The 25,089-nt window shown below is 43.6% G+C and carries 21 protein-coding genes and 5 tRNA genes; all 26 read left to right on the top strand.

Annotated elements, in window-relative coordinates; all coding sequences use genetic code 11:
- The 26 genes from PFJ30894_RS04975 (at position 1) to tuf (ending at position 24,964) form a co-directional block, all read left to right on the top strand.
- Positions 1-3,111 (top strand): efflux RND transporter permease subunit, encoded by a 3,111-nt coding sequence (locus PFJ30894_RS04975; RefSeq protein WP_021717354.1) that lies wholly within the window; start codon positions 1-3, stop codon positions 3,109-3,111.
- A gap of 138 nt (positions 3,112-3,249) precedes the next feature.
- Positions 3,250-4,983: an ABC transporter ATP-binding protein/permease gene (locus tag PFJ30894_RS04980; RefSeq protein ID WP_125669199.1), complete on the top strand. Its 1,734-nt coding sequence runs from the start codon at positions 3,250-3,252 to the stop codon at positions 4,981-4,983.
- A 127-nt stretch (positions 4,984-5,110) separates the two neighbouring features.
- Positions 5,111-6,286: an FprA family A-type flavoprotein gene (locus PFJ30894_RS04985; protein WP_021717356.1), complete on the top strand. Its 1,176-nt coding sequence runs from the start codon at positions 5,111-5,113 to the stop codon at positions 6,284-6,286.
- A 181-nt stretch (positions 6,287-6,467) separates the two neighbouring features.
- Entirely contained in the window at positions 6,468-6,881 is a 414-nt protein-coding gene (locus PFJ30894_RS04990; RefSeq protein ID WP_021717357.1) for a CtsR family transcriptional regulator, read from the top strand.
- A gap of 206 nt (positions 6,882-7,087) precedes the next feature.
- The gene (locus PFJ30894_RS04995) at positions 7,088-9,568 is read left to right on the top strand and encodes an ATP-dependent Clp protease ATP-binding subunit (RefSeq protein WP_125669936.1); all 2,481 of its coding nucleotides are present in this window, start codon (positions 7,088-7,090) and stop codon (positions 9,566-9,568) included.
- Entirely contained in the window at positions 9,568-10,926 is a 1,359-nt protein-coding gene (gene radA, locus PFJ30894_RS05000; RefSeq protein WP_021717359.1) for a DNA repair protein RadA, read from the top strand. The genes PFJ30894_RS04995 and radA overlap by 1 nt, the downstream gene beginning before the upstream one ends.
- Positions 10,927-11,103: 177 nt before the next feature.
- Positions 11,104-11,583 carry a CarD family transcriptional regulator gene (locus tag PFJ30894_RS05005; protein ID WP_021717360.1) on the top strand — a complete coding sequence of 160 codons (480 nt, stop codon included), beginning with the start codon at positions 11,104-11,106 and terminating at the stop codon, positions 11,581-11,583.
- 110 nt (positions 11,584-11,693) lie between these two features.
- Positions 11,694-12,818: a PIN/TRAM domain-containing protein gene (locus PFJ30894_RS05010; RefSeq protein ID WP_021717361.1), complete on the top strand. Its 1,125-nt coding sequence runs from the start codon at positions 11,694-11,696 to the stop codon at positions 12,816-12,818.
- A gap of 11 nt (positions 12,819-12,829) precedes the next feature.
- Positions 12,830-13,540: a 2-C-methyl-D-erythritol 4-phosphate cytidylyltransferase gene (gene ispD, locus PFJ30894_RS05015; RefSeq protein ID WP_125669200.1), complete on the top strand. Its 711-nt coding sequence runs from the start codon at positions 12,830-12,832 to the stop codon at positions 13,538-13,540.
- Complete coding sequence (gene ispF, locus PFJ30894_RS05020; RefSeq protein WP_113077267.1) at positions 13,537-14,040, top strand: 2-C-methyl-D-erythritol 2,4-cyclodiphosphate synthase; 504 nt, start codon at positions 13,537-13,539, stop codon at positions 14,038-14,040. Before ispD ends, ispF begins: the two co-directional genes overlap by 4 nt.
- 146 nt (positions 14,041-14,186) lie before the next feature.
- Positions 14,187-15,659 (top strand): glutamate--tRNA ligase, encoded by a 1,473-nt coding sequence (gltX, locus tag PFJ30894_RS05025; RefSeq protein ID WP_021717364.1) that lies wholly within the window; start codon positions 14,187-14,189, stop codon positions 15,657-15,659.
- A 13-nt stretch (positions 15,660-15,672) separates the two neighbouring features.
- Positions 15,673-17,115, top strand: a complete 1,443-nt coding sequence (gene cysS / locus PFJ30894_RS05030) for a cysteine--tRNA ligase (protein ID WP_046430478.1) — start codon at positions 15,673-15,675, stop codon at positions 17,113-17,115.
- Positions 17,112-17,573 (top strand): Mini-ribonuclease 3, encoded by a 462-nt coding sequence (locus PFJ30894_RS05035; protein ID WP_125669201.1) that lies wholly within the window; start codon positions 17,112-17,114, stop codon positions 17,571-17,573. Before cysS ends, PFJ30894_RS05035 begins: the two co-directional genes overlap by 4 nt.
- Before the next feature lie 6 nt (positions 17,574-17,579).
- A complete protein-coding gene (gene thyX / locus PFJ30894_RS05040; protein ID WP_021717367.1) occupies positions 17,580-18,275 on the top strand; it encodes an FAD-dependent thymidylate synthase in 696 nt (231 codons plus the stop codon).
- A 15-nt stretch (positions 18,276-18,290) separates the two neighbouring features.
- Positions 18,291-19,037 carry a 23S rRNA (guanosine(2251)-2'-O)-methyltransferase RlmB gene (gene rlmB, locus PFJ30894_RS05045; RefSeq protein ID WP_125669202.1) on the top strand — a complete coding sequence of 249 codons (747 nt, stop codon included), beginning with the start codon at positions 18,291-18,293 and terminating at the stop codon, positions 19,035-19,037.
- Positions 19,038-19,040: 3 nt separating this feature from the next.
- Positions 19,041-19,556, top strand: coding sequence for an NYN domain-containing protein (locus tag PFJ30894_RS05050; protein WP_021717369.1), 516 nt, complete (start codon positions 19,041-19,043; stop codon positions 19,554-19,556).
- An 81-nt stretch (positions 19,557-19,637) separates the two neighbouring features.
- Positions 19,638-20,363 (top strand): RNA polymerase sporulation sigma factor SigH, encoded by a 726-nt coding sequence (gene sigH, locus PFJ30894_RS05055; protein WP_021717370.1) that lies wholly within the window; start codon positions 19,638-19,640, stop codon positions 20,361-20,363.
- Positions 20,364-20,518: 155 nt separating this feature from the next.
- Complete coding sequence (gene brxF / locus PFJ30894_RS05060; protein WP_021717371.1) at positions 20,519-20,980, top strand: BREX-3 system P-loop-containing protein BrxF; 462 nt, start codon at positions 20,519-20,521, stop codon at positions 20,978-20,980.
- Between the two features lie 15 nt (positions 20,981-20,995).
- Complete coding sequence (locus PFJ30894_RS05065; RefSeq protein ID WP_021717372.1) at positions 20,996-22,090, top strand: 6-phosphofructokinase; 1,095 nt, start codon at positions 20,996-20,998, stop codon at positions 22,088-22,090.
- Between the two features lie 206 nt (positions 22,091-22,296).
- On the top strand, positions 22,297-23,100 hold the full coding sequence (locus PFJ30894_RS05070; protein WP_021717373.1) for an undecaprenyl-diphosphate phosphatase: 804 nt from the start codon (positions 22,297-22,299) through the stop codon (positions 23,098-23,100).
- Positions 23,101-23,191: 91 nt separating this feature from the next.
- Positions 23,192-23,267: transfer RNA gene (locus PFJ30894_RS05075), tRNA-Thr, on the top strand.
- Positions 23,268-23,270: 3 nt separating this feature from the next.
- Positions 23,271-23,355: transfer RNA gene (locus tag PFJ30894_RS05080), tRNA-Tyr, on the top strand.
- Between the two features lie 20 nt (positions 23,356-23,375).
- Positions 23,376-23,451 (top strand) — tRNA-Met (locus tag PFJ30894_RS05085).
- 21 nt (positions 23,452-23,472) lie between these two features.
- Positions 23,473-23,548: transfer RNA gene (locus PFJ30894_RS05090), tRNA-Thr, on the top strand.
- 9 nt (positions 23,549-23,557) lie between these two features.
- A tRNA-Met gene (locus PFJ30894_RS05095) sits at positions 23,558-23,634 on the top strand.
- 142 nt (positions 23,635-23,776) lie between these two features.
- Positions 23,777-24,964: an elongation factor Tu gene (tuf, locus tag PFJ30894_RS05100; protein ID WP_113077255.1), complete on the top strand. Its 1,188-nt coding sequence runs from the start codon at positions 23,777-23,779 to the stop codon at positions 24,962-24,964.
- Positions 24,965-25,089: the final 125 nt, after the last annotated feature.

Raw genomic sequence — 25,089 nt, forward strand, 5'->3', positions numbered from 1 at the left:
GTGGCACGCTTTTTTATAGACCGTCCGGTCTTTGCGATAGTGCTGGCAATACTTATTACCTTACTTGGTACTATTGCCGGATTCAGCCTGCCAATTGCTCAATACCCGGATATCACCAAGCCGCACATTGCCGTTTCTACGAACTATGTGGGTGCTAGTGCGGAGGTTGTTGAGGAATCTGTTGCGCAGGCGATCGAACAAAAAGTTAATGGTGTAGAAAATATGCTGTACATGAACTCTACTAGTACCAGCGTAGGCGAATACACACTTGACGTATATTTCAATCTTGATAAAAATGCAGATATCGGTTCTGTAGAGGTGCAGAACCGTGTTTCTCAGGCTTCGTCCTCCATGCCGTCAGAGGTAAGTGCTTACGGTATCACGACAGCCAAGAAATCTGCCGAGACCATCATGTATTTTGCGTTGCACTCACCTGATGGAACGTTTGATACGATGTTTCTTACATCTTATGCGATGACAAACTTCCTTGATGCCTGCAAACGCGTTAAGGGTGTTTCCAGTATTGATATTTTTGGTCAGGAATACGCAATGCGCCTATGGCTGCAGCCAGATAAAATGGCTCAGTTGGGTGTGACCGCAGATGATGTTTCCAATGCAATCAAGAGTCAGAACATTCAGGCTCCTGTTGGTTCTATTGGTACGCGTCCTACAGCGGAGCAGCAGGAATTCCAATATTCTGCTAATGCCCAGGGGCGTTTGTCGACTCCGGAAGAGTTTGGTAATATTATTGTCCGTTCTCAAAACGGCAATAACCTGAAGCTTAAAGAAATTGCGAAAATTGAAGCTGGTGCCCGCAGTGATAACGTTGCTGGTTATCTGAACGGCGGTTCTTCTGTTGTTTTCCCTGTTTACTTAACAAGCGACGCTAACGCTTTGGAAACCGTCAATAACATCAAAGCCGTATTGGCCGATGCTGAAACGCGTTTTCCGGAAGGTATGGAGCTGACTATTGTTCAGGATAATACCCAGTTCGTACGCGAAGCGCTGGAAAAAGTAGCTCATACTTTCTTTGAAGCTTTGGCGCTGGTTATTCTTGTTGTATTTATTTTCCTGGGCAGCTGGCGTGCAACGCTTATCCCGCTGCTGGCAATTCCTGTTTCTTTGGTTGGTACCTTCGGTGCGTTCGTGCTGATGGGATTTTCGATCAATACTTTAACAATGTTTGCGATGATTCTTGCTATCGGCCTCGTTGTTGATGACGCGATCGTTGTTGTTGAGGCAGTTGAGCATCACATCCAGGATAATGGAATGACTCCAAAAGAAGCTACTTATCGGGCGATGAAAGAAGTTTCCGGTCCTGTTGTGGCGATTGCGTTCGTTTTGGCAGCAGTATTTATCCCGGTTGCATTTACCGGCGGTACTGTTGGTCAGCTTTATAAACAGTTCGCTTTAACGATTTCTGTTTCTATGGCGCTGTCAGCTATCGTAGCATTGTCTCTGACTCCAGCGTTGTGTGCATTGCTGTTGAAACCGCATGATAAAGACGAAGTCAAAGGACCTATTGGTAAATTTATCCATAAGTTCAATGTCTGGTTTGCCAATACTTTAAGTAAATATGTTAAAAATGTTGAAAAATGTATCCGTCATGCAAAAATCTCAATGGCCGTTTTGCTGGTTATGGTTATTTTATTGGGCTGGGTAGCTAAGGTTACTCCTACCGGATTTGTGCCAAGTGAAGATCAGGGTTATTCTGTAACGTCATTTAATTTGCCGGAGGGTGCATCCAGTAATCGTGGTATTCAGGCTATGATGGAGCTGGGTGATAAGATCAAGTCGCTGCCGGGCGTTAAATATGTTATGGAAGTATCTGGCTTTGATATCCTTACTGGCGCCCCTAAGTCCAGTGCCGGTCTGATCGTTGCGGCGATGGAAGATTATGACAAACGTGATAACAGTGCTCAGGATATAGTGCCGCAGATTTACGGCATCGGTGCCCAAATGCCGCAGGTAAGCGTTATGGCGTTTGATCCGCCTGCATTACCGGGTGCGTCCAGCACAGGCAGTTTGAGTATGTACCTGATGAATCTGGGCGGTGACGATATGGAGCGGATGCAGGAAGTTGCTAACGAATTTCTTGCTAAAGCCAATCAACGTCCTGAAATTGGTATGGCTTATACCACCTTTAATACTAATACGCCGGTTTATCAGTTTAACGTAGACCGTGAAAAAGCAGAGTCTCTAAATGTACCTGTAGCAAGCGTATTTACAGCTTTACAGACTTTCCTCGGCGGCAGTGAGATCAATGACTTCAATGCTTTTGGCCGTACTTGGAAAGTAGTTATGCAGGCGGATGCAAAATATCGTACGAATGTTGATGATATGCGTTATTTCTTTGTACGCAGCAATAACGGCGATATGGTGCCTCTTAATACCTTGGTTACTGACGAAGGTAAAACAAGTTCTGCTACTGTAACCCGCTTCAACGGTGTACGAGCTATTAAAATAGCTGGTAACCCTGCTACAGGATATAGTACAGGTCAGGCTATGACTGCACTGGAAGAAACTGCTGCAGAAATTTTGCCGACTACTTATACCTATGAATGGGTAGATCAGAGCCGTGACGAACTGGAAGCAGGAAACAGATCAACACAGATTTTCATTATTTCTCTGATCTTCGTATTTTTGTGTCTGGCAGCTTTGTATGAAAGCTGGACTATCCCGTTGGCAGTTATGCTGTCAGTGCCTGTTGCCGCCCTTGGCTGTTTTGGCGCTCAGTATCTGCGCGGTTTGCAGAACGACGTTTATATGCAGATCGGTTTGATCATGCTGATTGGTCTGAATGCTAAAAATGCGATTCTGATCGTAGAATATGCAAAGATGAACATGGAAAATGGCGAACCTGTAGTTAAAGCGGCGCTTGATGCTGCCAGACTGCGTTTGCGTCCGATTCTGATGACATCCTTCGCGTTCATTCTTGGCTGTGTGCCTTTGGCGATTGCAACAGGTCCAGGTGCCGGTGCCCGTGTTTCTATGGGTAATGCCGTTGTTGGCGGTATGACCTTTGCTACGATGATCGGTATCTTTATGATCCCGGTATTATTCGTTGTCGTTGAACGTATTTTCAACAGAAAAAAACACAGCGAAGAATAAATTTAGGTGTTTTGTAAATATATAATGCCCCGTCTTGAAGACGGGGCATTATTTTTTTGCAGGATTTTTTTTATTTATGTGGTATTTAAAAAAGGTAACTGAAAATTTCTGACAAAGAGTGTTTAGAGGTAAAAGCAGATGAATGAATTAAAAAATAAAAGTAAATTTCTCAGAGATGTCTGGTACCTGACCAAAAGTTATTGGCAGTCAGAAGAAAAGGGAAAGGCTTATTTGCTGTTGACGGCAATCATAGCACTAACTTTAGGCGTAGTGTATATGCTGGTGCTGTTGAATAAATGGAACAATTCCTTTTATAATGCACTGCAAAATTACCAGACCGAACTTATTTTTGATGAGCTGATACATTTCGGCTGGCTGGCTGTGATCTACATTATTCTGGCAGTTTATGCCTTTTATTTGCAGCAGGTACTGGTGCTTAACTGGCGTCGTTGGCTGACTAACAGGTATATTGATGAATGGTTGAAAAATAAGACCTACTATCGTCTGCAGATGTTCGGCTCTGATACTGATAACCCTGACCAGCGTATTAGTGAGGATGTGCGTTTGTTTGTTGAGATGACGTTAAAGTTCAGTATCGGTGTTTTAAAGGCTTTTTGTACTTTTGTGTCTTTCGTATTTATTTTATATGAACTGTCAGGTTCACTGGAATTTACTTTGGCGGGGCAAGTATGGCATATTGAAGGCTATCTGGTTTGGGTAGCCTTGGTTTATTCCATTGTTGGCACAGGGCTTACTCATTTGATTGGTAAAAAACTGGTAGGGCTGAATTTTGTTCAGCAACGTTATGAAGCGGATTTTCGTTTCAGTATGATGCGAATGAGGGAAAATGCTGAAAGTGTAGCGTTTTACAGCGGTGAGAAACAGGAAGGCGGCGTATTTAAGAAGCGTTTTAAATTGCTGCTGGATAATTTCTGGAAGATAGTAGAAAAACAAAAACAGTTGGTCTGGCTTAATTCCGGCTATTCACAGATTGCAATTATTTTCCCTTTCGTAGTGGCTATGCCGCGTTACTTAAGTAAGGAAATAACATTAGGCGGCCTGATCCAGATTGCCAGTGCCTTTGGCAGGGTGCAGGAATCATTATCATATTTTGTAGATATGTATGCTTCTTTGGCTGAATGGCGGGCAGTTGTAGAGCGTCTTACGGGTTTTGGGGTACATATGCACGAGGTAAAACAGGAAAAACCGCAGATTGATCTTGAACGAATGGAAAGTCGCAACGATACTATCGTAGCTGCGTCCTTGCAGGTTGAATTACCAGATGAAAGGATCTTATTGAAAAATGTCAATTTTACTTTAGTACCCGGCCGAAATAAAAATATCCTGATCAAAGGCGCAAGTGGCAGCGGTAAAAGTACATTGCTGCGTGCTGTGGCTGGTATCTGGCCATATGTGCATGGTAAATTGGAACTGCCTGCTGCCGAGAAACTGATGTTTATTCCGCAAAAACCTTATTTACCATTGGGAACATTGAAAGAAGCGTTGCTTTATCCAGGCAGTTGCCATAAAACAGATGAAGAGTTGGTGATGTTGCTGGAGCAATGTCGGATTGGCTACCTGGCAAAAGACCTGTATGTCGAAGCAGACTGGTCACATGTGCTTAGCGGCGGTGAACAGCAGAGGCTGGCTTTTGTAAGGGCACTGATCTATCAACCGTCATGGCTGTTTTTAGATGAAGCTACTTCTGCTTTAGATGAGGAGACAGAAGCGGTGATGTATAAGCTTGTTGAAACTTTAATGCCGGATACTACCATAGTCAGTATTGGACATCGCAGTAGTTTGAGCAGTTTCCACCAAATAGGGTTGTTTATTGATAAAGGTCAGCACAGTGTTATTGAACGGGCTTTGTGAAAATAATATCAGGCATAGAATTTTGTAAGTAGAATTTACTGTTTTTTGTTAAAAGAAATTTTTACTTTGCTGTGATTTGCTTATATAATAAATAAAGAAGCAGTTTTTCAGAAAGGAAGTGTAAAAAATGATGCCATTGGAAATAGCTCCTAAAATTTATGATGTGGGTGTTGTTGACTGGGCTGTGCGTGATTTTCACGGATATAAGACGGAACGCGGTGCTTCATATAATTCATATTTGATCATGGATGAAAAAATCTGTTTGATCGATACAGTAAAAGCGATGTTTGCTGAAGAATTATTGGCAAAGATTGAACGTGTTGTCGACCCTGGAAAAATTGATTACGTAATAGTGAACCATGTGGAACCGGATCATGCAGGGGCATTGCCGGCGCTGGTCAAAGCGGCTCCGAATGCTAAGTTTTTTATTACAGCTCAAGGGAAGGCGGAAGCAATTCGTCATTATGGTGATTTATATGATTTTCAGGTCGTGAAGGATGGCGATAAATTATCATTAGGCAAACGTGAATTGACTTTTGTAACTTTACCAATGCTGCACTGGCCTGACAGTATGGCAACCTATTGTGCAGATGATGGGATTTTGTTTTCTAATGATGCTTTTGGCCAGCATTATGCGGCTGCTAAACGTTTTGATGATGAAGTGGATCTGGGAATACTTTTTTATGAAGCAAAAAAATATTTTGCCAATATACTCTGGCCATATGCGAAATTAATTGATAAAGCGCTGGCGAAAGCAGCGGCGCTTGATTTAAAGATGATAGCTACAGCCCATGGTATTATCTGGCGCAGTCATATTCAGGAAATTATTGCCAAATATGCTGCCTGGGGCAAAGGTGTGAGCGGCAGCAGTGTAGTTATTGCCTATGATACGATGTGGGGCGCTACGGAGCAAATGGCTCGTGCTGTGCTGGAGGGTGTTGTCAGTGCCGGTAGTGATGCTGTGCTGCTGCGTATGAACGAAACTCCGAATAGTACTGCTGTTGCGGATTTATTTGAAGCAGGTGGTATGATCATCGGCTCTTCAACACTGAACAGCGGAATGCTGCCCACTATGGGCAGTCTGCTTGTATACCTTAAAGGCTTAAACCCAACAGGTAAAAAAGCAGCTGTTTTCGGTACATATGGCTGGGCCGGCGGAGCTCAGAAAGATATGGAAGCTTTGCTGACAGCGGCTGGTTTTGAGTTGGAACCGGGTTTTACCTGTAAATGGAAGGCACAGCCAGAAGACCTGGAAGCAGCAAGGCAGCTTGGTTATGAATTTGCCAGGAAGCTGCAAAAATAAAAAAATTGATCAAGCAGACGAGTTTTATGCGTCTGCTTGTTTTTTTTCTGCTGAAAAGATGTTCACGAATAATTTACTTGCCAAAAGTCGAAAGGTCAAATATAATAGAATTAATCTAATTATAGATGCCGGCAGAAAAGTTTGACTTTAATGCTGAAACGATAAAAGGAAGGTAATTAAGATGAGAAATCTTGCAGATGCAATAGAAAATTTCATCATCAGACAGCTTTTAGAGGACAGAGAGGACGCTGTTTTAGTACAGCGTAATGAACTTGCCGATAAACTGTCGTGCGCACCGTCGCAGATCAGTTATGTGCTGAGCACGCGCTTTACTCCTGAACGGGGGTTTATGGTCGAATCCAGACGCGGAAGCGGCGGCTTTGTCCGTATTGTAAGGGTGATGCCTCATGAATTGCAGGAAGAGAACTGTGAGCCGACAGTGCATGATTTGATTGAGCACTGGGCTGCTAACCGTTTGATCAGCAGGCGCGAAAAATCACTGTTGCAGTATATGATGGAAATTCTGGATGCTGATGAAGCTAAAAAAAGAGCTGTTTTGGAGACGGCTATTACTAAAATGACAGAACGTGAGTGAGGTGAATTGATATGTTATGTCAGAAATGCGGATTAAAAGAAGCTGTGGTCCACGTGGTATGCGTGGTCAACGATAAACAAATCGACAAATGGCTGTGCTCGGATTGTGTTGAAGAATTGGCTCCGTCTAATTTTTTGTCGGGAACTGTTTTCAATGCCAAAGAGTTTTTAGATGGGCTGTTGAAACCAAAAGCTAGAGAAGAACAGATCATGAATCGTTTTACTGAACGTGCCAAAGGTATTTTGGAAGACGCGATGCGTTTTGCATTGGATAAGGGTCATGATCATGTTGGAACAGAACATATCTTGCTGGCGTTGCTGAGTGTTGAAAATTGTTTTGCCAAGAAGATTCTAGAAAAACTTGGCATTGATAATCAGGCGGTCATAAAAGAGCTGGAAAGCTGGATGGAGCCCGCTGGCAGCACTGAGCTGATGATCAGTTATACCCCGCGTGCCAAACGGGCCTTAGAGCTTGCTGGTGAAGCAGCAGCAGCTTTTAAGCTGCACTATGTAGGGTCCGAACATTTGCTGTTGGGCTTGTTGCGTGAAGGAGAAGGCGTGGCTGCTCAGGTATTGCGGCGCTTTAACGTTACGGCAGAACAGGTCATGAAGGTCATTAAGGCTGTTTATGATAATCAGCCATTGACAGATGGCAATTATAATGCTGGCGACAGCGATGTGGAAACAAAGAGCAATGTGTTGGAAATGCTGTCGGAATTTGGCCGCAATCTCAATCAGCTGGCTTCAGATGGAAAAATTGATCCCGTTGTTGGCCGCGAAAAAGAGGTTGAACGCATTATTCAGATTCTGTGTCGGCGTACAAAAAATAATCCGGTGTTGATTGGAGAGTCCGGCGTTGGTAAAACGGCTATTGCCGAGGGCCTGGCCCAGCGAATTGTTGACGGTAATGTTCCGGAGATACTGCGTGAGAAAATTGTGTTCTCGCTGGAGATCGGGTATCTGGTGGCGGGAACCAAATACCGCGGTGAATTTGAGGAACGTTTGAAAGAATTACTGGAAGCGGTAAAAGAAAATAAAAATATTATTCTTTTTATTGACGAACTGCATACTATCATCGGAGCAGGTGCCGCAGAGGGCGCTATTGATGCTGCAAATATTATAAAACCGGCTTTGGCCAGGGGTGAAATGCAGGCTATAGGAGCCACTACTTTAAACGAATACCGGAAAAATATTGAGAAAGATGCGGCACTGGAACGTCGTTTTCAACCTATCGTTGTAGGTGCTCCTGATGTTAATGATTCAATTGAGATTTTGAAGGGACTGCGCGATAAATATGAAGCCTTTCATCGTATTCAAATCACAGATGAGGCGATTATGGCGGCAGTGCGTCTGTCTGATCGTTATATCACTGACCGTAATCTTCCGGACAAAGCTATCGATTTAATGGATGAAGCCTGTTCGAGGGTACGGCTGCAAAGCTATAAGATTTCCTTGCCGCAGCGGGAAATTGAACAACAGCTTGAAAAAGTGCGCATTGAAAAAGAATCGGCTATTACTCAGCAAATGTATGAACGTGCTGCTGAATTGCGTGACGCAGAACGCAAGCTGCAGGAACAGCTTGATGGTGAGCGTCAGTCGCAGCGCAGTGGATCAAGCAGTAAATTGACGGTAAGTGAAGAAGATGTTGCCGAAGTAGTTGCTTCCTGGACAAATATTCCACTGCGTAAGCTTACCGAAGGTGAATCTAAAAGACTTATTCATTTGGAGGAGGCGCTGCATGAGCGTGTGGTCGGTCAAAATGCGGCTGTTGACGCTGTTGCAAAAGCTATCCGTAGAGCCAGAGCCGGGTTTAAGGATAAAAACCGCCCTGTAGGATCGTTCCTGTTCTTAGGACCTACCGGGGTAGGTAAAACAGAGCTGGCTAAAGCGCTGGCAGAGAACCTTTTTGGCGATGAACGTGCTTTGATTAGATTTGATATGTCTGAATATATGGAAAAGCATACTACTTCTCGGTTGGTAGGTGCTCCTCCTGGTTATGTTGGTTATGAAGAAGGCGGTCAGCTGACAGATGTTGTGCGCCGGCGGCCCTATTCGGTAATTTTGCTGGATGAAATTGAAAAAGCGCATCCTGATGTTTTCAACTTGCTGCTGCAGATTATGGAAGACGGCCGCTTGACTGACGGGCAGGGACGGACTGTTGATTTTAAAAATGCTGTTATCATTATGACCAGCAACGCTGGTGCCAGAGCTTTACTGGACAGCAAGCCGTTGGGATTTGCGACTGGTGAGAAACAGGTAAACGACGGACGCAAAAGTGCTGTATTGGAAGAAGTAAAAAGAATCTTCCGTCCTGAATTTTTAAATAGAATTGATGAAATTCTGGTCTTTGATCCGCTTGGTGAAGCAGAACTGCGGCAAATTGTCGAACAGATGCTCAAAGAACTTTCAGGTCGTTTGCAGGAAAATGGCCTTGATATCAAGGTTACTGATGAGGCTAAGGCCGAGCTTTTAAAAGCTGGCAAGGATACGCGTTATGGTGCACGGCCTCTGCGCAGGGCTTTAAGGAAACTGGTTGAGGATCCTGTTTCCGATTTGTATCTGGCTTCAGAATTAAAACGCGGTGATACTATTTTGACCCGTACTGATGAGGCTGGTAAAATCTATTTTGATAAAGAAGAAGCGCACAAGGAAGAAGCCTTGGTTGCAGCTGGAGAGGAACGTCCGTAATGGCAAAACCGAAAATACGTTTCGTTTGTCAGTCGTGTGGTTATGTAACGGCTAAATGGTTGGGAAAGTGTCCGGAATGTGGTCAATGGGACAGCTTTGTCGAAGAAATGGACGTGCCTGAACGTCCTGGACAGAGTTACCTGCCTGTAGGCGAAACCGCTAAGCCCAAACCGTTGCATCAGGTGGCGGAACAGTCCCTCAGTCGTCTGCAGACAGGTATCCGTGAATTTGATCGTGTGCTTGGGGGAGGGATTGTTCCCGGCAGCCTGGTTTTGTTGGGCGGAGACCCGGGCATTGGCAAGTCGACTATGCTTTTGGATGCCGGCATGAAGTTTAGCCGGAATAATATAAAAGTTTTGTATGTTTCTGGTGAAGAATCAGAAGCGCAAACAGCAATGCGGGCGAGACGTTTAGGCAGCAGCGGTGAAAACCTGCTGGTGATGACGGCTACCGATTTGAATATTATTTTACTGCAGGCACAGGAAGTGCAGCCGGCATTGTTGGTAATTGATTCTATTCAGACTATGTACAACAGCGAGCTGCCTACTGCAGCCGGCAGTGTCGGACAGGTGCGCGAGTGTACGGCGAAATTGCTGCGTTTTGCAAAAACCAGCGGCATTGCCGTGCTTATTATCGGTCATGTGACTAAAGACGGTAATATTGCTGGCCCACGATTGCTTGAACATATGGTCGACGTGGTGCTGCAATTTGAAGGGGATAGATCCTATTCTTTTCGGGTGCTGCGTGCCTTGAAAAACCGTTTTGGCTCTACAAATGAAAGCGGTATTTTTTCTATGGAAGCCAGTGGGCTGCAGGAAATAAGTAATCCAGCAGGATTATTCCTGGAAGAACGCAGTAACGATGCTTCCGGTTCAGTTGTTTGTGCTTGCCTGGAAGGTAACAGGCCTATTTTAGTTGAAGTGCAGGCTTTGGTTGCCAAAACACCTTATGGGATGCCCCGACGCACTGCTGTTGGATTTGATTATAATCGGGTCACTATGCTTTTGGCGATTTTGGAACGGCGCTTAGGAATGGATTTTGGCGCTTACGATGCTTACGTCAATGTGGTTGGCGGGATGAGAGTCACTGAACCAGCTGCAGATCTGGCTGTGGCTGCTGCGCTGGTGTCCAGTTATCGTAATCGGCCGATTCCGCATGGCGTATTAGTCATGGGTGAAGTGGGGCTTACAGGAGAAGTGCGACGAATAGGTTCGCCGGAAAGGCGTATCAAAGATGCTATGAATCTTGGCTTTAAAAGATTTGTTTTGCCAATGGGCAAGCTGTCATTGGATGAACCCTGCAATGGTATTGTGCAGGTTAAAACTTTGGAAGAAGCGCTGGATAAGGTTTTTGCTTAAAAGAGCGGAGGTTTCTCCGCTCTTTTTGTTTATTTTAAAATAAAATCAGAAAATTTATATAAAAAATGATTGACACAAATATGGAGCTATGATAAAATAATAAAATTTTGACAAAAATAACAGGAGGTGTTAAAATAAATACATATAAAAATAGCGTGTTCCTTAGGAGGGCAGAAGATGTTTGCAGTAGGAGACAAAGTCGTATATCCGATGCACGGCGCCGGAGTAGTAAAAACAATAGAAAAGCGTGAACGTGACGGTCAAAGTGTCGACTATCTGATCCTGGCAATGCTTCTTGGAGAGATGAAGGTCATGGTTCCGGTCGACAGTGTGGAACGTGTTGGCTTGAGGCATGTTATCGAAAATGATGATATTGATGCCGTTGAAAAAGTTTTGGAAGAACGTCCTGATAATTACAATAAAGCTATTACATGGAACAGACGCTTTAATATGTATTTGGAAAAAATGAAAAGCGGTAATGTTTTTGAAGTTGCCGATGTAATAAGAACATTGCAGGTGCAGGAGAATGAAAAAAAATTATCTACCGGCGAGCGTAGATTATTGGGTACAGCCAGACAGATTTTGATCAGCGAAGTGATGCTTGTAAAAAATGCTGAACAGCAGGATATTGAAAACTGGCTGAATAAGTTTTTTTAGTGAAATACGTCGGATTTTCCGACGTATTTTATTTTTTTAGCTGTTTTTAATACGAAAATTGTAGTAAAATATTATATTATCCATATTATTTAAAGAAAGGAGGTGTAAAGATGTTAAACAGGATTTTGAAGCTGACCATTGTCGTTGTGTTTGCGCTTACCGGACTCATACTTACTGAATATTTACTGCCTTATATTTCGGATTTTTTTGGTTACGATCTTTATGACAACGGCTTTTTTGGCATAGCTTTGGCAACTATTGTTTCAGGTGCTGTGGGCATCTTTGTTTTTGGTGGTCTTGGTGTAGCTGTTGCACCGGTGCTTATTTATCATATTATGGGCTATACGGAACGTATGGCGATCGTTTTATCCAAGGTGCCGACCAGTGATATTCTTGTTATGACGCTTGGTATTGGTATTGGTTTGATTTTGGCTAACCTTTTGGGTGGGCCTTTTTCGCATTTGCCGATTATTGGTCCCTATATTCCTTTGATCTTTAGTCTGGTGCTTTCTATTATTGGGGCGAAAGTTGCTTTACGTAAGCATAAGGATATCGTAGGCTTTTTTAACCGCAGTATTCCTAGCTTAAAAGGTGCGGTAAAACCGGCTGCAGTTAAATCGTTGGCGCTGAGTGACAGATTGTACAGTAAAAATAAATTACTGGATACCAGTGTCATTATCGACGGTCGTATTATTGATATTCTGAAAACAGGTTTTCTGGAAGGTCGTTTGATCGTCCCCAACTTTGTTTTGGAAGAATTGCAGAAGCTGGCAGATTCGTCTGATAATCTGAAACGGGCCAAAGGCCGCCGAGGTTTGGATCTTATTCAGGAGATACAGCAGAAAAATAAAGAACAATTGCTTGTAGAAGATACTGATTTTGAAGATTTGAATGAAGTAGATGCTAAATTGGTGAAATTGGCTAAACAGACAGAAGCTGTTATTATAACTAATGATTTCAATCTTAATAAAGTTGCCGAGATACAAGGTGTCAGTGTGCTTAATATCAATGATCTGGCTAACGCCATTAAACCGGTGGTTCTTCCGGGGGAAGAGATGAATGTTTTTGTCGTTAAAGATGGCAAAGAAAATAATCAGGGCGTTGCTTATCTTGAAGATGGTACAATGATCGTTGTTGAAGGAGGTAAAAAACTGGTAGGTGAAAATACTGCTGTTGTAGTAACTTCTGTCCTGCAGACTTCAGCAGGTAGAATGATTTTCGCAAAACTGAAATAGCGGGGGTGTTTATGGAAAAAATCATAGCGATTGTTCCGGCTGCAGGGCTTGGAAGCCGCTTGGGATTAGGTAAAAATAAAGCTTTTGCCGACGTGGGCGGATTACCGCTTCTGGTACAGTGTATGAGGATGCTGGCTGACACAGACTGTGTAAGCAGAGTGATAGCTGTTGTACGGCCTCAGGAGGTAAAGGAAGCAGAATTGATGCTGGAGGAATACAGTAAGGAGTATTATCCGCTGTTGCCCTTCTGTGTTGTGGCCGGCGGAAAGGAAAGACAGGATTCTGTTGCTAATGCTCTGTCTGCAGTTACGGAGAGTGATGGTTATATAGCTGTGCATGACGGTGCTCGTCCTTTTGCCGGCAAAGAGGTTTTTAAAAGAGTGTTAAACGCTGCTGCCGATAGCGGTGCGGCTATTGCTGCTGTGCCTGTTAAGGATACGATTAAGGTTGTGGATGAAAATAATCTTGTGCAGTATACGCCTGTGCGCAGTACTCTGCGTGCTGTGCAGACACCGCAGATTTTTAAAATCAGTATTTTAAAGCAGGCATACGAGCTTTTGCAGAAACAGCATGGTAATGTAACGGATGACGCTTCACTGGTAGAACGTTTGGGAATAGCTGTTGCTGTTGCTGAAGGAAGCTATGAGAATATTAAGATTACAACGCCGGAAGATTTGATCATGGCAGAAAATTTATGTAAAAGCAGAGGTCTTGTAAGATGATAGAAAAAAATAATAACTGGCCGCAGTTTCGTGTAGGCTGCGGGTACGATGTACATAAACTTGCTGCTGACCGTAAATTGATTTTATGCGGAGTTGAGATTCCTTATGAATCAGGGTTGTTAGGACATTCTGACGCCGATGTGGCCCTTCATGCATTGATGGATGCTTTGCTTGGCGCAGCGGGTCTTGGTGATATTGGCAGGCATTTTCCGGATACGGATATGAAATTTAAAGATGCCGATAGTATGCTGCTGTTGAGGCAGGTGGTTGGTTTACTGCAAAAGCATGGCTGGCAGATAAACAATGCCGATGTGACTATTATGGCACAGCGGCCTAAGCTGGCTCCCTATATTGAACAGATGGCGGCTAATATTGCCCGGGAAATGCGGATTGAAAGAAGTGCTGTCAATGTAAAAGCAACGACAACAGAGAAATTAGGTTTTGTTGGACGGGGCGAAGGGATGGCGTCAGAGGCTGTTGTAAGTATTATCAGAGGATGATGTAAATTCGCTTTACTGAAACGAGGTACCCATATATGTCCTTGTGGTATCGTTTGAGTACATAGTGAGGTCTTTACGGACTTAGCACTCATACATGCCCTTGTGGTATAATATTCAAGATAAGTATTTTTGGAGGGATCATTCTAATGTCTAATGAAATCAGAGTAAGATTTGCACCGAGTCCGACTGGACCGTTCCATATCGGCGGCGCTCGCAGTGCTTTATTTAACTGGCTGTTTGCCCGTAAAATGGGCGGCAAGCTTGTTTTGCGTATCGAGGATACTGACCTTGAGCGTTCCAGCCGCGAATCTGAAGAGAATATCAAGGCTGCCTTAAAATGGTTAGGCTTGAATTGGGACGAAGGTATTGATGTAGGTGGGGAATACGGTCCTTATCGTCAAACAGAGCGTCTTGAACTGTATAAAAAATATACTGATCAGCTGCTGGCTGAAGGTAAGGCCTACTATTGTTACTGCACAGATGAAGAGCTGGAAGCAGAACGTCAGGCTTTGTCTGCCAAAGGGCAAATGCCTCGTTATATGGGCAAATGCCGTAATCTTACTTCTGAACAAATAGAACAGTACAAAGCTGAAGGACGCAAACCAACCGTACGTTTTCGTGTGCCTGCTGATCAGCAGATACTTGTCCGCGACATGGTTCGCGGCGATGTCGTTTTTGACTCTAACGGAATCGGAGATTTTGTTATCGTAAAATCTGACGGCATTCCTACTTATAATTATGCTGTAGTAATTGACGATGCGTTGATGAAAATTTCTCATGTTATTCGTGCTGAAGAGCATTTGTCAAATACTCCGCGCCAATGCCTTATTTATGATGCGCTGGGCTTTACACAGCCTACATTCGGTCATATTTCATTGATTTTAGGTAAGGATCGCACAAAAATGTCTAAACGCCATGGCGCTACTTCTGTTGATCAGTATCGTCAGTTGGGGTATCTGCCGGAAGGCATTGATAATTTCCTGGCATTACTGGGCTGGGCTCCGAACAGCGAACAGGAGATTTTCAGTATGGAAGAGTTGATTCAGGCCTTTTCGATGGAGCATGTCGCTAAAAATCCCGCTGTTTTTGAAATCGATAAACTGAACTGGATCAATCAGCACTATATGCGGCAGTTGGATGAGGAAGCTTTTTTTGCCGCAGCTAAGCCGCATATGGTTGCTGCCGGCTATATGACAGGTGATGAGTGTGGCGAAAAGCTGGAATGGCTTAAACGTGTAGTTGCTACAGCCAAAGAGCATGTTGCTTTTGCTGCGCAGATCCCTGAATGTGTCGCTATGTATTTCAGTGATGAATTTGAATTTGAAAATGCAGAGGCTGCTGCAGTTCTGCAGGAAGAATCAGTACCAACAGTAATGAATATGCTGTTCGAAGAATTGCCTAAGCTGGAAGTTTTAGATGGACCTGCTGTAAAAGCTGCTTTCAAAGCTATCCAAAAAGCTACCAAGCTGGGTGGCAAAGCTGTATTTATGCCGATCCGTGTTGCTTTAACAGGAAATCAGCATGGCCCGGAACTGGCTGAAATGGTGCCGTTGCTTGGTTTGGAACGTACAGAAGCCAGAATTAGGGCGAGCCTTGCTAAGGCAGGTATTACTCTGTAGAGGAGAGCTTGGAATGACGATTAGAGTTTACAATACATTGACGAAACAAAAAGAAGAGTTTGTACCGGTACATCCGGGTAAAGCTAATATTTATGTCTGCGGTGTTACGCCTTATAACCATCCGCATATTGGTAATGCGCGTCCATTTGTAACATGGGATGTTATCCGCCGTTTTTTGGAGCATGAGGGCTATGATGTTCTGCATGTACAGAATTTTACTGATGTCGATGACAAAATAATCAACACTGCCAATAAAGAAGGCGTTTTATGGAGTGATGTCTGCGGACGTTATATAGATGCTTATTTTGAGGTAATGGATAAGCTCAATGTGCGTCGTGCACATGTATATCCGCGTGTTTCTGAGCATATGGAGGAAATCATTGAAACTGTAAAAGCTCTTATTGATCGTGGTTATGCCTACGAAATGGACGGCGATGTTTATTATAGCGTTGAAAAATTTGAGCATTACGGTGAACTTTCCGGGCGTAATCTGGAAGATATGATGGCAGGTGCGCGCGTTGATGTCAACGATAAAAAGCATAATCCAATGGATTTTGCCTTGTGGAAGGCTGCTAAACCGGGAGAGCCTTCCTGGAGCAGTCCCTGGGGTGAAGGACGTCCTGGCTGGCATATCGAATGCTCAACAATGAGTATGAAATATTTGGGAGAAACCTTTGATTTTCATGGCGGCGGCAGTGATTTGATTTTTCCGCATCATGAAAATGAGATTGCACAATCTGAAGGCTGTACAGGTTGCCATCCCTTTGTTAAATACTGGCTGCATAACGGGTTTATCACTGTTAATGAAGAGAAAATGTCTAAATCATTAGGTAATTTCTTTATGGTCATTGATATCCTCGAGCATTATGAGCCGGAAACACTGCGCTTTTTTATTCTTTCCACTCATTACCGTAGTCCATTGGACTTTAGTGATGAGAGGTTGGCGGAAGCGCAGCGCAGCTTGTCCAGGTTGAAAACGGCTCAGGAAAATCTGCAGGCCTTAATGGCTTTGATGAATGCTGGCCCGACAGAGGAAAGCCTGAAGCTGCGAAGAAAAGTTTTGGAACTGCGCAACGAGTTTATGGAAGCCATGCGTGATGATTTTAATACTGCTTTGGCAATCAGTCATATGTTTGCTTTGGCAAAGGAAATTAATATTTATCATCAAAGTATCGTCAGCGTCGGCAGTAAACCGGATGGAAAGCTTGTGTCTATATTGCAAAGTGTTTTCTCTGAAATGTGTTCTATTATTGGAGTACTGGAATCAACTCAAGGTGCTGTTGAAGCTGAAAGTTGCGGTTTGGAAGAACCACTGATGGAAATGCTTATTGCTATGCGCCAGGAAGCCAGGAGCAATAAGGACTATGCACAGGCTGATGCTTTACGTAATAAATTAAGCGAGATAGGAATTGTTCTGGAGGATACGCCTCAAGGCGTACGTTGGAAAAAACAGTGAAGTTTGAACAATATCAGCAAATAAAAGCTCATGCTTTGGCAGCCTGTACGGCTGCCGGGCTGACTTACGGAGAACCGAAACAACTTAATCCGATACTTTTGGCATATATCGGTGATGTTGTTTTTTCTCTTTATGTAAGGTTGAGGCTGCTGCCAACCTCAGGGCAGGTTCGTGTTATACATGATTTGGGTTCAAAAATGGTATCGGCGGTTATGCAGGCGAAGGCAATGGAGGCATTGCTGTCGGATTTGACGGAAGAAGAAGCCTATATTGCCAAGCGTGGCCGTAATACTAAATCGATAGTGCCTAAAAGCGCCTCCGTACATGAATATCGTATGGGAACAGCATTTGAAGCGCTGTTGGGCTGGTTATTTTTGAGCGACAGGGAAGAACGACTGGAGGAGATATTAGAGCGTTCTTTTGTAATTATTTCTGAGGCTATGCAGAAGAAAGGGTGAATTAACATGGAAGTAAAATTACTCAGACACACACCAGAACCGGAAAAGACAGTTGCTATGAGCGCACGTCTGTGCTATTCTCCCGTTGGTGCAGCCCAGCTTGAAGAAACAATGTCTGATGAACAGGCAGCAAAATTAGTGCGTAAACTTGTGGAAATGGGACATTTTTCGACATTGGAACATGTTACATTTACTTTCGCTATAGAAGGAGTTTCCAGAGTATTGACGCACCAGCTGGTGCGTCACCGTATCGCTTCTTATTCACAGCAATCGCAGCGTTATGTAAAAGAGCATGATTTTGAAACTATTATGCCTCCTACTATTTCCTCAAGGCCTGAGGCAAAAGCTAAGTTTGAACAGCTTATGGCTGATATTCAGGCTAGGTATAATGAATTTACTGATGAATTTGGAATCCCGGCAGAGGATGCCCGTTATGTACTTCCTAATGCGGCTGAAACTAAAATTGTGGCAACATTTAATGTCAGGTCTTTGATGAATTTCTTTAGCCTGCGCTGCTGTAATCGTGCCCAGTGGGAGATCAGGCAGCTTGCAGAAAAAATGCTGGCTGAATGTAAAAAAGCCGCACCGGTATTATTTGAAAATGCCGGTCCTACTTGCGTAAGTGAAGGTATATGCAGAGAAGGTGCAATGAGTTGCGGACGTTTGGACGCTATTTTAGCGGCAAAACAAAAACAACAGTGATAATTAGGAGGAGCTATGTCTGAAGAAATTCTTGCCGGACGCAATTCTGTAACAGAAGCCTTGCGCAGCGGCAGATCTATTAATAAACTGTTGGTGCAGGACGGAATCAAAGGCGGCAGTGTCAGTGAGATTATTGGCCTGGCGAAGACTGCGGGCGTAGTTTTGGAATTTTGTAAAGCTGAAAGATTGGATAAACTGGCAGATGGCTTGCGGCATCAGGGGTTTGTTGCCTTAGCTGCACCTATTCGCTTTCACAGTTTAGAAGAGGTTTTGGCATTGGCAAAAGAGAAAGATGAAACTCCTTTTTTGCTGCTGCTTGATGAGCTGCAGGACCCGCAGAATGTGGGAGCGCTGATTAGAACGGCGGATGCTGCTGGTGTGCATGGTGTGCTGCTTCCCAAGCGTCGCAGCTGTCCGCTAAATGCTGTGGTAGCGAAAATTTCTGCCGGTGCTGTTGAATATGTCCCAGTAGTTCAAATTGGTAATATTCCGCAGACGATTGAAGAATTGAAAAAACTTGGTTTTTGGATTGCCGGTGCGGATATGAACGGTGAGGATTATTACAAAAGTAATTTGACTGGCCCGATGGTCATTGTAGTTGGTGCTGAAGGAAAAGGACTGGGACGCCTTGTAAAAGAGAAGTGTGATATCATTGTCAGTCTGCCGATGCAGGGGGGAGTTTCTTCGCTGAATGCTTCGGCGGCAGGTGCCGTTTTGCTGTACGAGGTCGTACGTCAGCGCCGGGTGCAGGCGGGCTTTTAAAGTATGAAAGAATGGCTTGTAGTGGACGGTTACAATGTTATCAACAGTTGGCAGGATTTTCGTAAATTCCGTGAAGAGAACCTTGAGCATGCCCGTGAACTTTTAAAAGAAAAATTAGCCGAGTATATAGCTTTTAAAGGATATTCAGGAATTGTTGTTTTTGATGCCCAGGAAGTACAGGGAGTTGCATCATTCGAAAAAAACGGAGCTTTGGAGATTGTTTTCACGAATGAAGGTGAAACCGCTGATTCATGGATTGAACGACGCGTATATGATCTTGTTAAGAGCGGAAGCAGTGTTTTTGTTGTGACCAGTGATTATGCAGAACAGCTGAATGTTTTAGGGAGTGGGGCCTATAGGATTTCGGCGCGTGAATTTCGTGAAGAATATCTGCTTACAAAAAAACAGATCGCGCAGCGCAGCGAAAGACTTGCTAGGGGTTTGGGACGTAATGAACTTGGCGGCAGGCTGCAGGAGCATATTCTGGATCATTTTGAAAAGCTGCGGCGCAATACCTAAAAATTGACGCTGACATAACTATGGAGTATAATGAAAAAGCTGACAGATGCAGGAAATTCCTAGGAAACGGAGGTTGTGCCAATGAGTACGGAAACGCCATATAATCCCTATGCTGCTTTTGAAAACATGGCGGATGAAGATGTCGTCTTAAAGGCTAAACAAGAAGATAACGCACTTGCCCAGGAATATCTTTTGCATAAATACCGTAATTTTGTGCGGGCTAAAGCCAGAAGCTATTTTTTAATAGGCGCCGAACGCGAGGATATCATTCAGGAAGGAATGATAGGCCTTTATAAAGCTATCCGTGATTTTCGCGGCGATAAACTGTCATCTTTCAGAGCTTTTGCTGAATTGTGCGTTACTCGACAGATTATTACTGCTATAAAAACAGCTACCAGGCAGAAGCATATTCCTCTTAATTCATATGTTTCTTTGAATAAGCCTATTTATGAAGAGGATTCTGATAGAACGTTGTTGGATATTATTTCCGGTGTTAAAGTTGCTAATCCTGAAGATATGATTATCAGCAGGGAAGAGTTTGCTGATATTGAGAATAAGATGAATAATATTCTCAGTGACCTTGAGTGGAAGGTTTTGATGAGTTATCTGGATGGCAAATCTTATCAGGAAATTGCCGTTGAACTGGATAGGCACATCAAATCAATTGATAATGCTTTGCAGAGAGTGAAACGCAAATTAGAAAAGTACATTACAAATCGTAATGATAACACTGATCTGAGTGAGGTTTATAGTGGGCTTTTAGCTATTGATCCCAGCGAACGGTTCAGTCATCGTAAACGTGATTAATAAATTGATAAATGTGAAACAAAAAAGCAACATCATTTAGATTTTTCTGAATGATGTTATTTTTTTAAAGGATTTCGTAAATAAACAGCGAATATAGCAATAACTAGAAAGTGAAGGGCAAATTTTACGCTGAGCGTAATTGGGAGGTAATGGACATGAGCCAAGTAGAAGAATTTGTAAAAATTGTAGAAGGCGTTAAAGATCACGATGTAAAAGTAGTTATCGTAACAGGTAAACCGGGCAGCGGTAAAAGTAAAGTATTGCGTGAAGCTGCTGAAGAGAAAAAGTGGGATTACATCGATTGCCGCCTTTTAATTACTGAAAAATTTTTGGAGGTTCCTCCTGGAGAACGTCAGGCAAAAGCACCTGAGATGATGGCAGACATATTGGAAGGATATGACAGCGAAGTTATTTTGTTGGATCGTCTGCAAACACTGTTCGTACCGGTGTTTCATATTGATGTTGATGCTTTGCTGCATAAACTTAGTGAGAAATTTGTGATTGTAACAGCTTGGCCGGGTTACCTTGAAGAAGGAAAACTCTGTTATGATAAATTTGATGGAACGGAATCGATCCGTATCAGTTCGGAAGGTTTTACGGTTTGGAACGTTGATTAAAAAGCGAGGTAAGCAATGAGCCAAGCAAAGAAAAGACTGGCAGTTTTGACTGGCGGCGGCGATTGTCCCGGGTTAAATGCAGTCATCAGGGCTGTAGTGAAAACAGCTCTTAATAATGGATATGAAATATTTGGCATAGAAAATGGTTTTAACGGCCTCGTGACAGGCCGGATGGGACTGATGGATTACAAAGATGTTTCAGGTATTCTGCCGCGGGGCGGAACAATTCTTGGAACAACTAACCGCGACAATCCCTTTAAATTTGCAGTAGAAGAAAACGGGGAATTGGTTTATTATGATAAACGCGCGGAAGTATTGGCTAATCTTGAAAAACATGGTATTGAAGCTTTAGTGGTTATCGGCGGAGACGGCAGCTTAAATATAGCTGCAAGGCTGGCTAAAGAATGCGGAATAAAGGTTGTGGGGGTACCTAAAACGATCGATAACGACCTTCCGTGTACAGAACGTACTTTTGGTTTTGACACAGCAATGGCGATGGCTACAGAAGCTTTGGATAGGATCCATACAACGGCAGAATCCCATCATCGCGTTATGGCGCTGGAAGTTATGGGACGTTATGCTGGCTGGATCGCATTGCATTCAGGCATAGCCGGCGGAGCAGATGTTATTTTGATACCGGAGATCCCTTACAGTATCAACTCGGTTATCGGAAAAATCAGGGCCCGCCAGGCTGCTGGGAAACAATTCAGTATTATTGTTGTAGCTGAAGGGGCACGACCTGTGGGCGGGGAAATGTCGATCGCGCGCATGGTCAAGGGCAGCTTCGAGCCCATCCGTCTTGGCGGAGCAGGAGAAAAACTGGTTCGCGAGATAGAGGAAAAAACGGGTATCGAATCGCGGTGTACTGTATTAGGTTATTTACAAAGAGGCGGCACGCCTACACCTTTCGACAGAGTTCTTTCTACGCGTTATGGTGTAGCAGCGGCCGAGGCTTGCATGCGCAAGGAATATAACGTTATGGTATCACTGCAAAACGATAAGATCGTTACGGAGCCTATTGAGAAGGTTGCCTCCGAGCCACGGTTAGTACCAGTAGACAGCGATATAATTCGCACAGGACGTCAAATGGGCTTATGTTTTGGTGACTGACCCAATAAGTAAAACAAAAGAACTTTAGTTTACAGCAACATTCAGAGGACAGCGGAAATGGACGCCGCTGTCCTTTTCTTTATTATTCAGATAAATTTCAGGTAAATTTATATAATTAAACTTGGCGGTAGCGATAATAACCTGTATAATGTAGAAGTTAGTAAAATTTATGTGGCAATGTAATTATGGAAGGATAGATAATTATAATGGATCAGAATCTTATAGCGGTAATAGTAGGCTTTGTAGAAGGGGTAACGGAGTTTTTGCCGGTGTCATCAACAGGTCATATGATTATAGTAGGACATATGCTGGGTTTTGATGGTCCGGCGGCAGATATTTTTGACGTTTTCGTACAGCTGGGGGCGATTTTGTCAGTTATTTTTATTTATAAAGAACGTTTTGCTAGATTTTTTACAAAAGAAGGCTGGCAGGCTGATAAAGGGCTGAGCGTCTGGCATGTAGCCGCTGGTATTGTGCCTGTAATGGGCGTGGCTTTTTTTGCATATAAATATATTAAAGAATATCTTTTTTCTCCATTTACAGTAGCGATAGGATTGGTATTGGGTGCTTTATTAATGATGTATGCTGAATATAAGACTAAAGATAACCAAGCAGAATTATTGGATGATTTAGATAAGATCTCTTTAAAACAGGCGGCGCTTGTTGGGGCGTTTCAGTTGCTTTCGTTGTGGCCTGGTTTTTCCCGGTCGGGAAGTACTTTGGCGGGTGGACTTTTAGTAGGTTTAAAACGTGAGACTGCAGCAAATTATACTTTTTTGATTGCTGTACCTTTGATGTTTGTAGCCTGTCTTTATGATCTTTTAAAAAATATCAGTATTTTAACAGTAGATGATCTGCAGATGTTGGCGATTGGTTTTGTGGTTGCTTTTGTAGTTGCTTACTGGTCCGTGCTGTGGTTTTTAAAATTTCTTCATAAATATAGCTTGACATCTTTTGCATATTATCGTATCATACTTGCTGTAGCTGCTTTAACATACTTTTACTTTTAAAGAGTTTTGTAAAAAAAGTTACTGAATTAATTGAAAAGTAGTTGACAAAATGATTATGTTAATATATAATCTTCCTTGTCACTAATTAAGTGCTGGCATAGCTCAACTGGTAGAGCAGCTGACTTGTAATCAGCAGGTTGTGGGTTCAAGTCCTATTGCCAGCTCCAAATGGAGAGGTTCCCGAGTGGCTAAAGGGAGCAGACTGTAAATCTGCCGCGTTTCGCTTCGTTGGTTCGAATCCAACCCTCTCCACCACTTTCTTAATTAGTTTTCATCGCGGGGTGGAGCAGTTGGTAGCTCGTCGGGCTCATAACCCGAAGGTCGTTGGTTCAAGTCCAGCCCCCGCAACCATTTTGATTATTTGGTTGCGATGCTGATGTAGCTCAGTCGGCAGAGCGTATCCTTGGTAAGGATAAGGTCACCAGTTCAATCCTGGTCATCAGCTCCAAATAAATATGGCGGCGTAGCTCAGTTGGCTAGAGCATTCGGTTCATACCCGGAGTGTCCGCGGTTCAAATCCGTGCGCCGCCACCAATAAAAAATAAAACCTCAGTGATGGGGTTTTTTTTATTATAGTCATAAAACCAAGCAGGAGTTTACAGGCAGACAGCGAATATGGTAAAATGGCGTCAAAGCCTATTTTATAAAAAACAAAAGAGATTCGGAGGAAAAATGAATGGCAAAGCAAAAATATGAAAGAACAAAACCGCATGCTAATATCGGCACCATCGGTCACGTAGACCATGGTAAAACAACCCTGACCGCAGCAATCACCAAAGTATTGGCTTCTAAAGGCGGCGCAGAATTCATGGATTACTCCATGATCGATAAAGCACCTGAAGAAAGAGAACGCGGAATCACCATCAACACTTCCCACGTAGAATATGAAACAGCAACCCGCCACTACGCACACGTAGACTGCCCGGGCCATGCCGACTATGTAAAAAACATGATCACCGGCGCAGCACAAATGGACGGAGCGATCCTCGTAGTATCCGCAGCAGACGGCCCGATGCCGCAAACTCGTGAGCACATCCTTCTTGCTCGTCAAGTAGGCGTACCTGCAATGGTAGTGTTCCTGAATAAAGCAGATATGGTAGACGATCCGGAACTGATCGAATTAGTAGAAATGGAAGTACGTGAACTGCTCTCCAGCTACGACTTCCCCGGCGACGACATTCCTGTAGTAGTAGGGTCTGCACTGAAAGCACTTGAAGGCGACGCAGCATACGAAGCAAAAATCATGGAACTGATGGACGCAGTAGACGCATACATTCCTATTCCGGAACGCGCAACTGACAAACCGTTCCTGATGCCTGTAGAAGACGTATTCACAATTACCGGCCGTGGCACAGTAGCAACAGGCCGTGTAGAACGTGGTATCATCAAAGTAGGCGACAATATTGAGATCGTAGGAATGACAGAAGAGAAAAAAGCAACAGTAGTAACGGGCGTAGAAATGTTCCGTAAATTACTGGACGAAGCAGTAGCAGGAGACAACATCGGCTGCCTGCTGCGTGGTGTAGACCGTAAAGATATCGAACGCGGTCAAGTACTTGCAAAACCCGGCAGCATCCATCCGCACACAAAATTTAAAGCAGAAGTATATGTACTGACGAAAGAAGAAGGCGGCCGTCATACACCGTTCTTCAACGGCTATCGTCCGCAGTTCTATTTCAGAACAACAGACGTAACCGGCGTAACTGAATTACCGGAAGGTATTGAGATGGTAATGCCTGGCGATAACGTAACCATGGACGTAGAGCTGATCACTCCGATCGCAATCGAGCCTGGTCTGCGTTTTGCAATTCGCGAAGGCGGCCGTACTGTTGGCGCCGGCGTTGTTGCTGCTATCAACGAATAAGTAAGAGAGCGATAACTTGGTTTTCTGCTAAGACCGGTCCGACATAGACCGGTCTTAGCATATTTTTGAAAGTTTGTTGACATAGAGTGTTAACTGTGGTACTCTATATTAGTGAAATTTTGTGA

The organism is Phascolarctobacterium faecium (assembly GCF_003945365.1).
Lineage (GTDB): Bacteria > Bacillota > Negativicutes > Acidaminococcales > Acidaminococcaceae > Phascolarctobacterium > Phascolarctobacterium faecium.

Excerpts from the sequence above, each read along its gene's own strand:
- PFJ30894_RS04985 (WP_021717356.1), top strand. The coding sequence starts at position 5,111 with ATGATGCCATTGGAAATAGCTCCTAAAATTTATGATGTGGGTGTTGTT.
- cysS (WP_046430478.1), top strand. The coding sequence starts at position 15,673 with ATGACGATTAGAGTTTACAATACATTGACGAAACAAAAAGAAGAGTTT.
- ispD (WP_125669200.1), top strand. The coding sequence starts at position 12,830 with ATGGAAAAAATCATAGCGATTGTTCCGGCTGCAGGGCTTGGAAGCCGC.
- radA (WP_021717359.1), top strand. The coding sequence starts at position 9,568 with ATGGCAAAACCGAAAATACGTTTCGTTTGTCAGTCGTGTGGTTATGTA.
- rlmB (WP_125669202.1), top strand. The coding sequence starts at position 18,291 with ATGTCTGAAGAAATTCTTGCCGGACGCAATTCTGTAACAGAAGCCTTG.
- PFJ30894_RS04990 (WP_021717357.1), top strand. The coding sequence starts at position 6,468 with ATGAGAAATCTTGCAGATGCAATAGAAAATTTCATCATCAGACAGCTT.
- PFJ30894_RS05005 (WP_021717360.1), top strand. The coding sequence starts at position 11,104 with ATGTTTGCAGTAGGAGACAAAGTCGTATATCCGATGCACGGCGCCGGA.
- thyX (WP_021717367.1), top strand. The coding sequence starts at position 17,580 with ATGGAAGTAAAATTACTCAGACACACACCAGAACCGGAAAAGACAGTT.
- brxF (WP_021717371.1), top strand. The coding sequence starts at position 20,519 with ATGAGCCAAGTAGAAGAATTTGTAAAAATTGTAGAAGGCGTTAAAGAT.
- PFJ30894_RS05050 (WP_021717369.1), top strand. The coding sequence starts at position 19,041 with ATGAAAGAATGGCTTGTAGTGGACGGTTACAATGTTATCAACAGTTGG.
- gltX (WP_021717364.1), top strand. The coding sequence starts at position 14,187 with ATGTCTAATGAAATCAGAGTAAGATTTGCACCGAGTCCGACTGGACCG.
- PFJ30894_RS04980 (WP_125669199.1), top strand. The coding sequence starts at position 3,250 with ATGAATGAATTAAAAAATAAAAGTAAATTTCTCAGAGATGTCTGGTAC.
- sigH (WP_021717370.1), top strand. The coding sequence starts at position 19,638 with ATGAGTACGGAAACGCCATATAATCCCTATGCTGCTTTTGAAAACATG.
- PFJ30894_RS05065 (WP_021717372.1), top strand. The coding sequence starts at position 20,996 with ATGAGCCAAGCAAAGAAAAGACTGGCAGTTTTGACTGGCGGCGGCGAT.
- PFJ30894_RS05010 (WP_021717361.1), top strand. The coding sequence starts at position 11,694 with ATGTTAAACAGGATTTTGAAGCTGACCATTGTCGTTGTGTTTGCGCTT.
- ispF (WP_113077267.1), top strand. The coding sequence starts at position 13,537 with ATGATAGAAAAAAATAATAACTGGCCGCAGTTTCGTGTAGGCTGCGGG.
- PFJ30894_RS05070 (WP_021717373.1), top strand. The coding sequence starts at position 22,297 with ATGGATCAGAATCTTATAGCGGTAATAGTAGGCTTTGTAGAAGGGGTA.
- tuf (WP_113077255.1), top strand. The coding sequence starts at position 23,777 with ATGGCAAAGCAAAAATATGAAAGAACAAAACCGCATGCTAATATCGGC.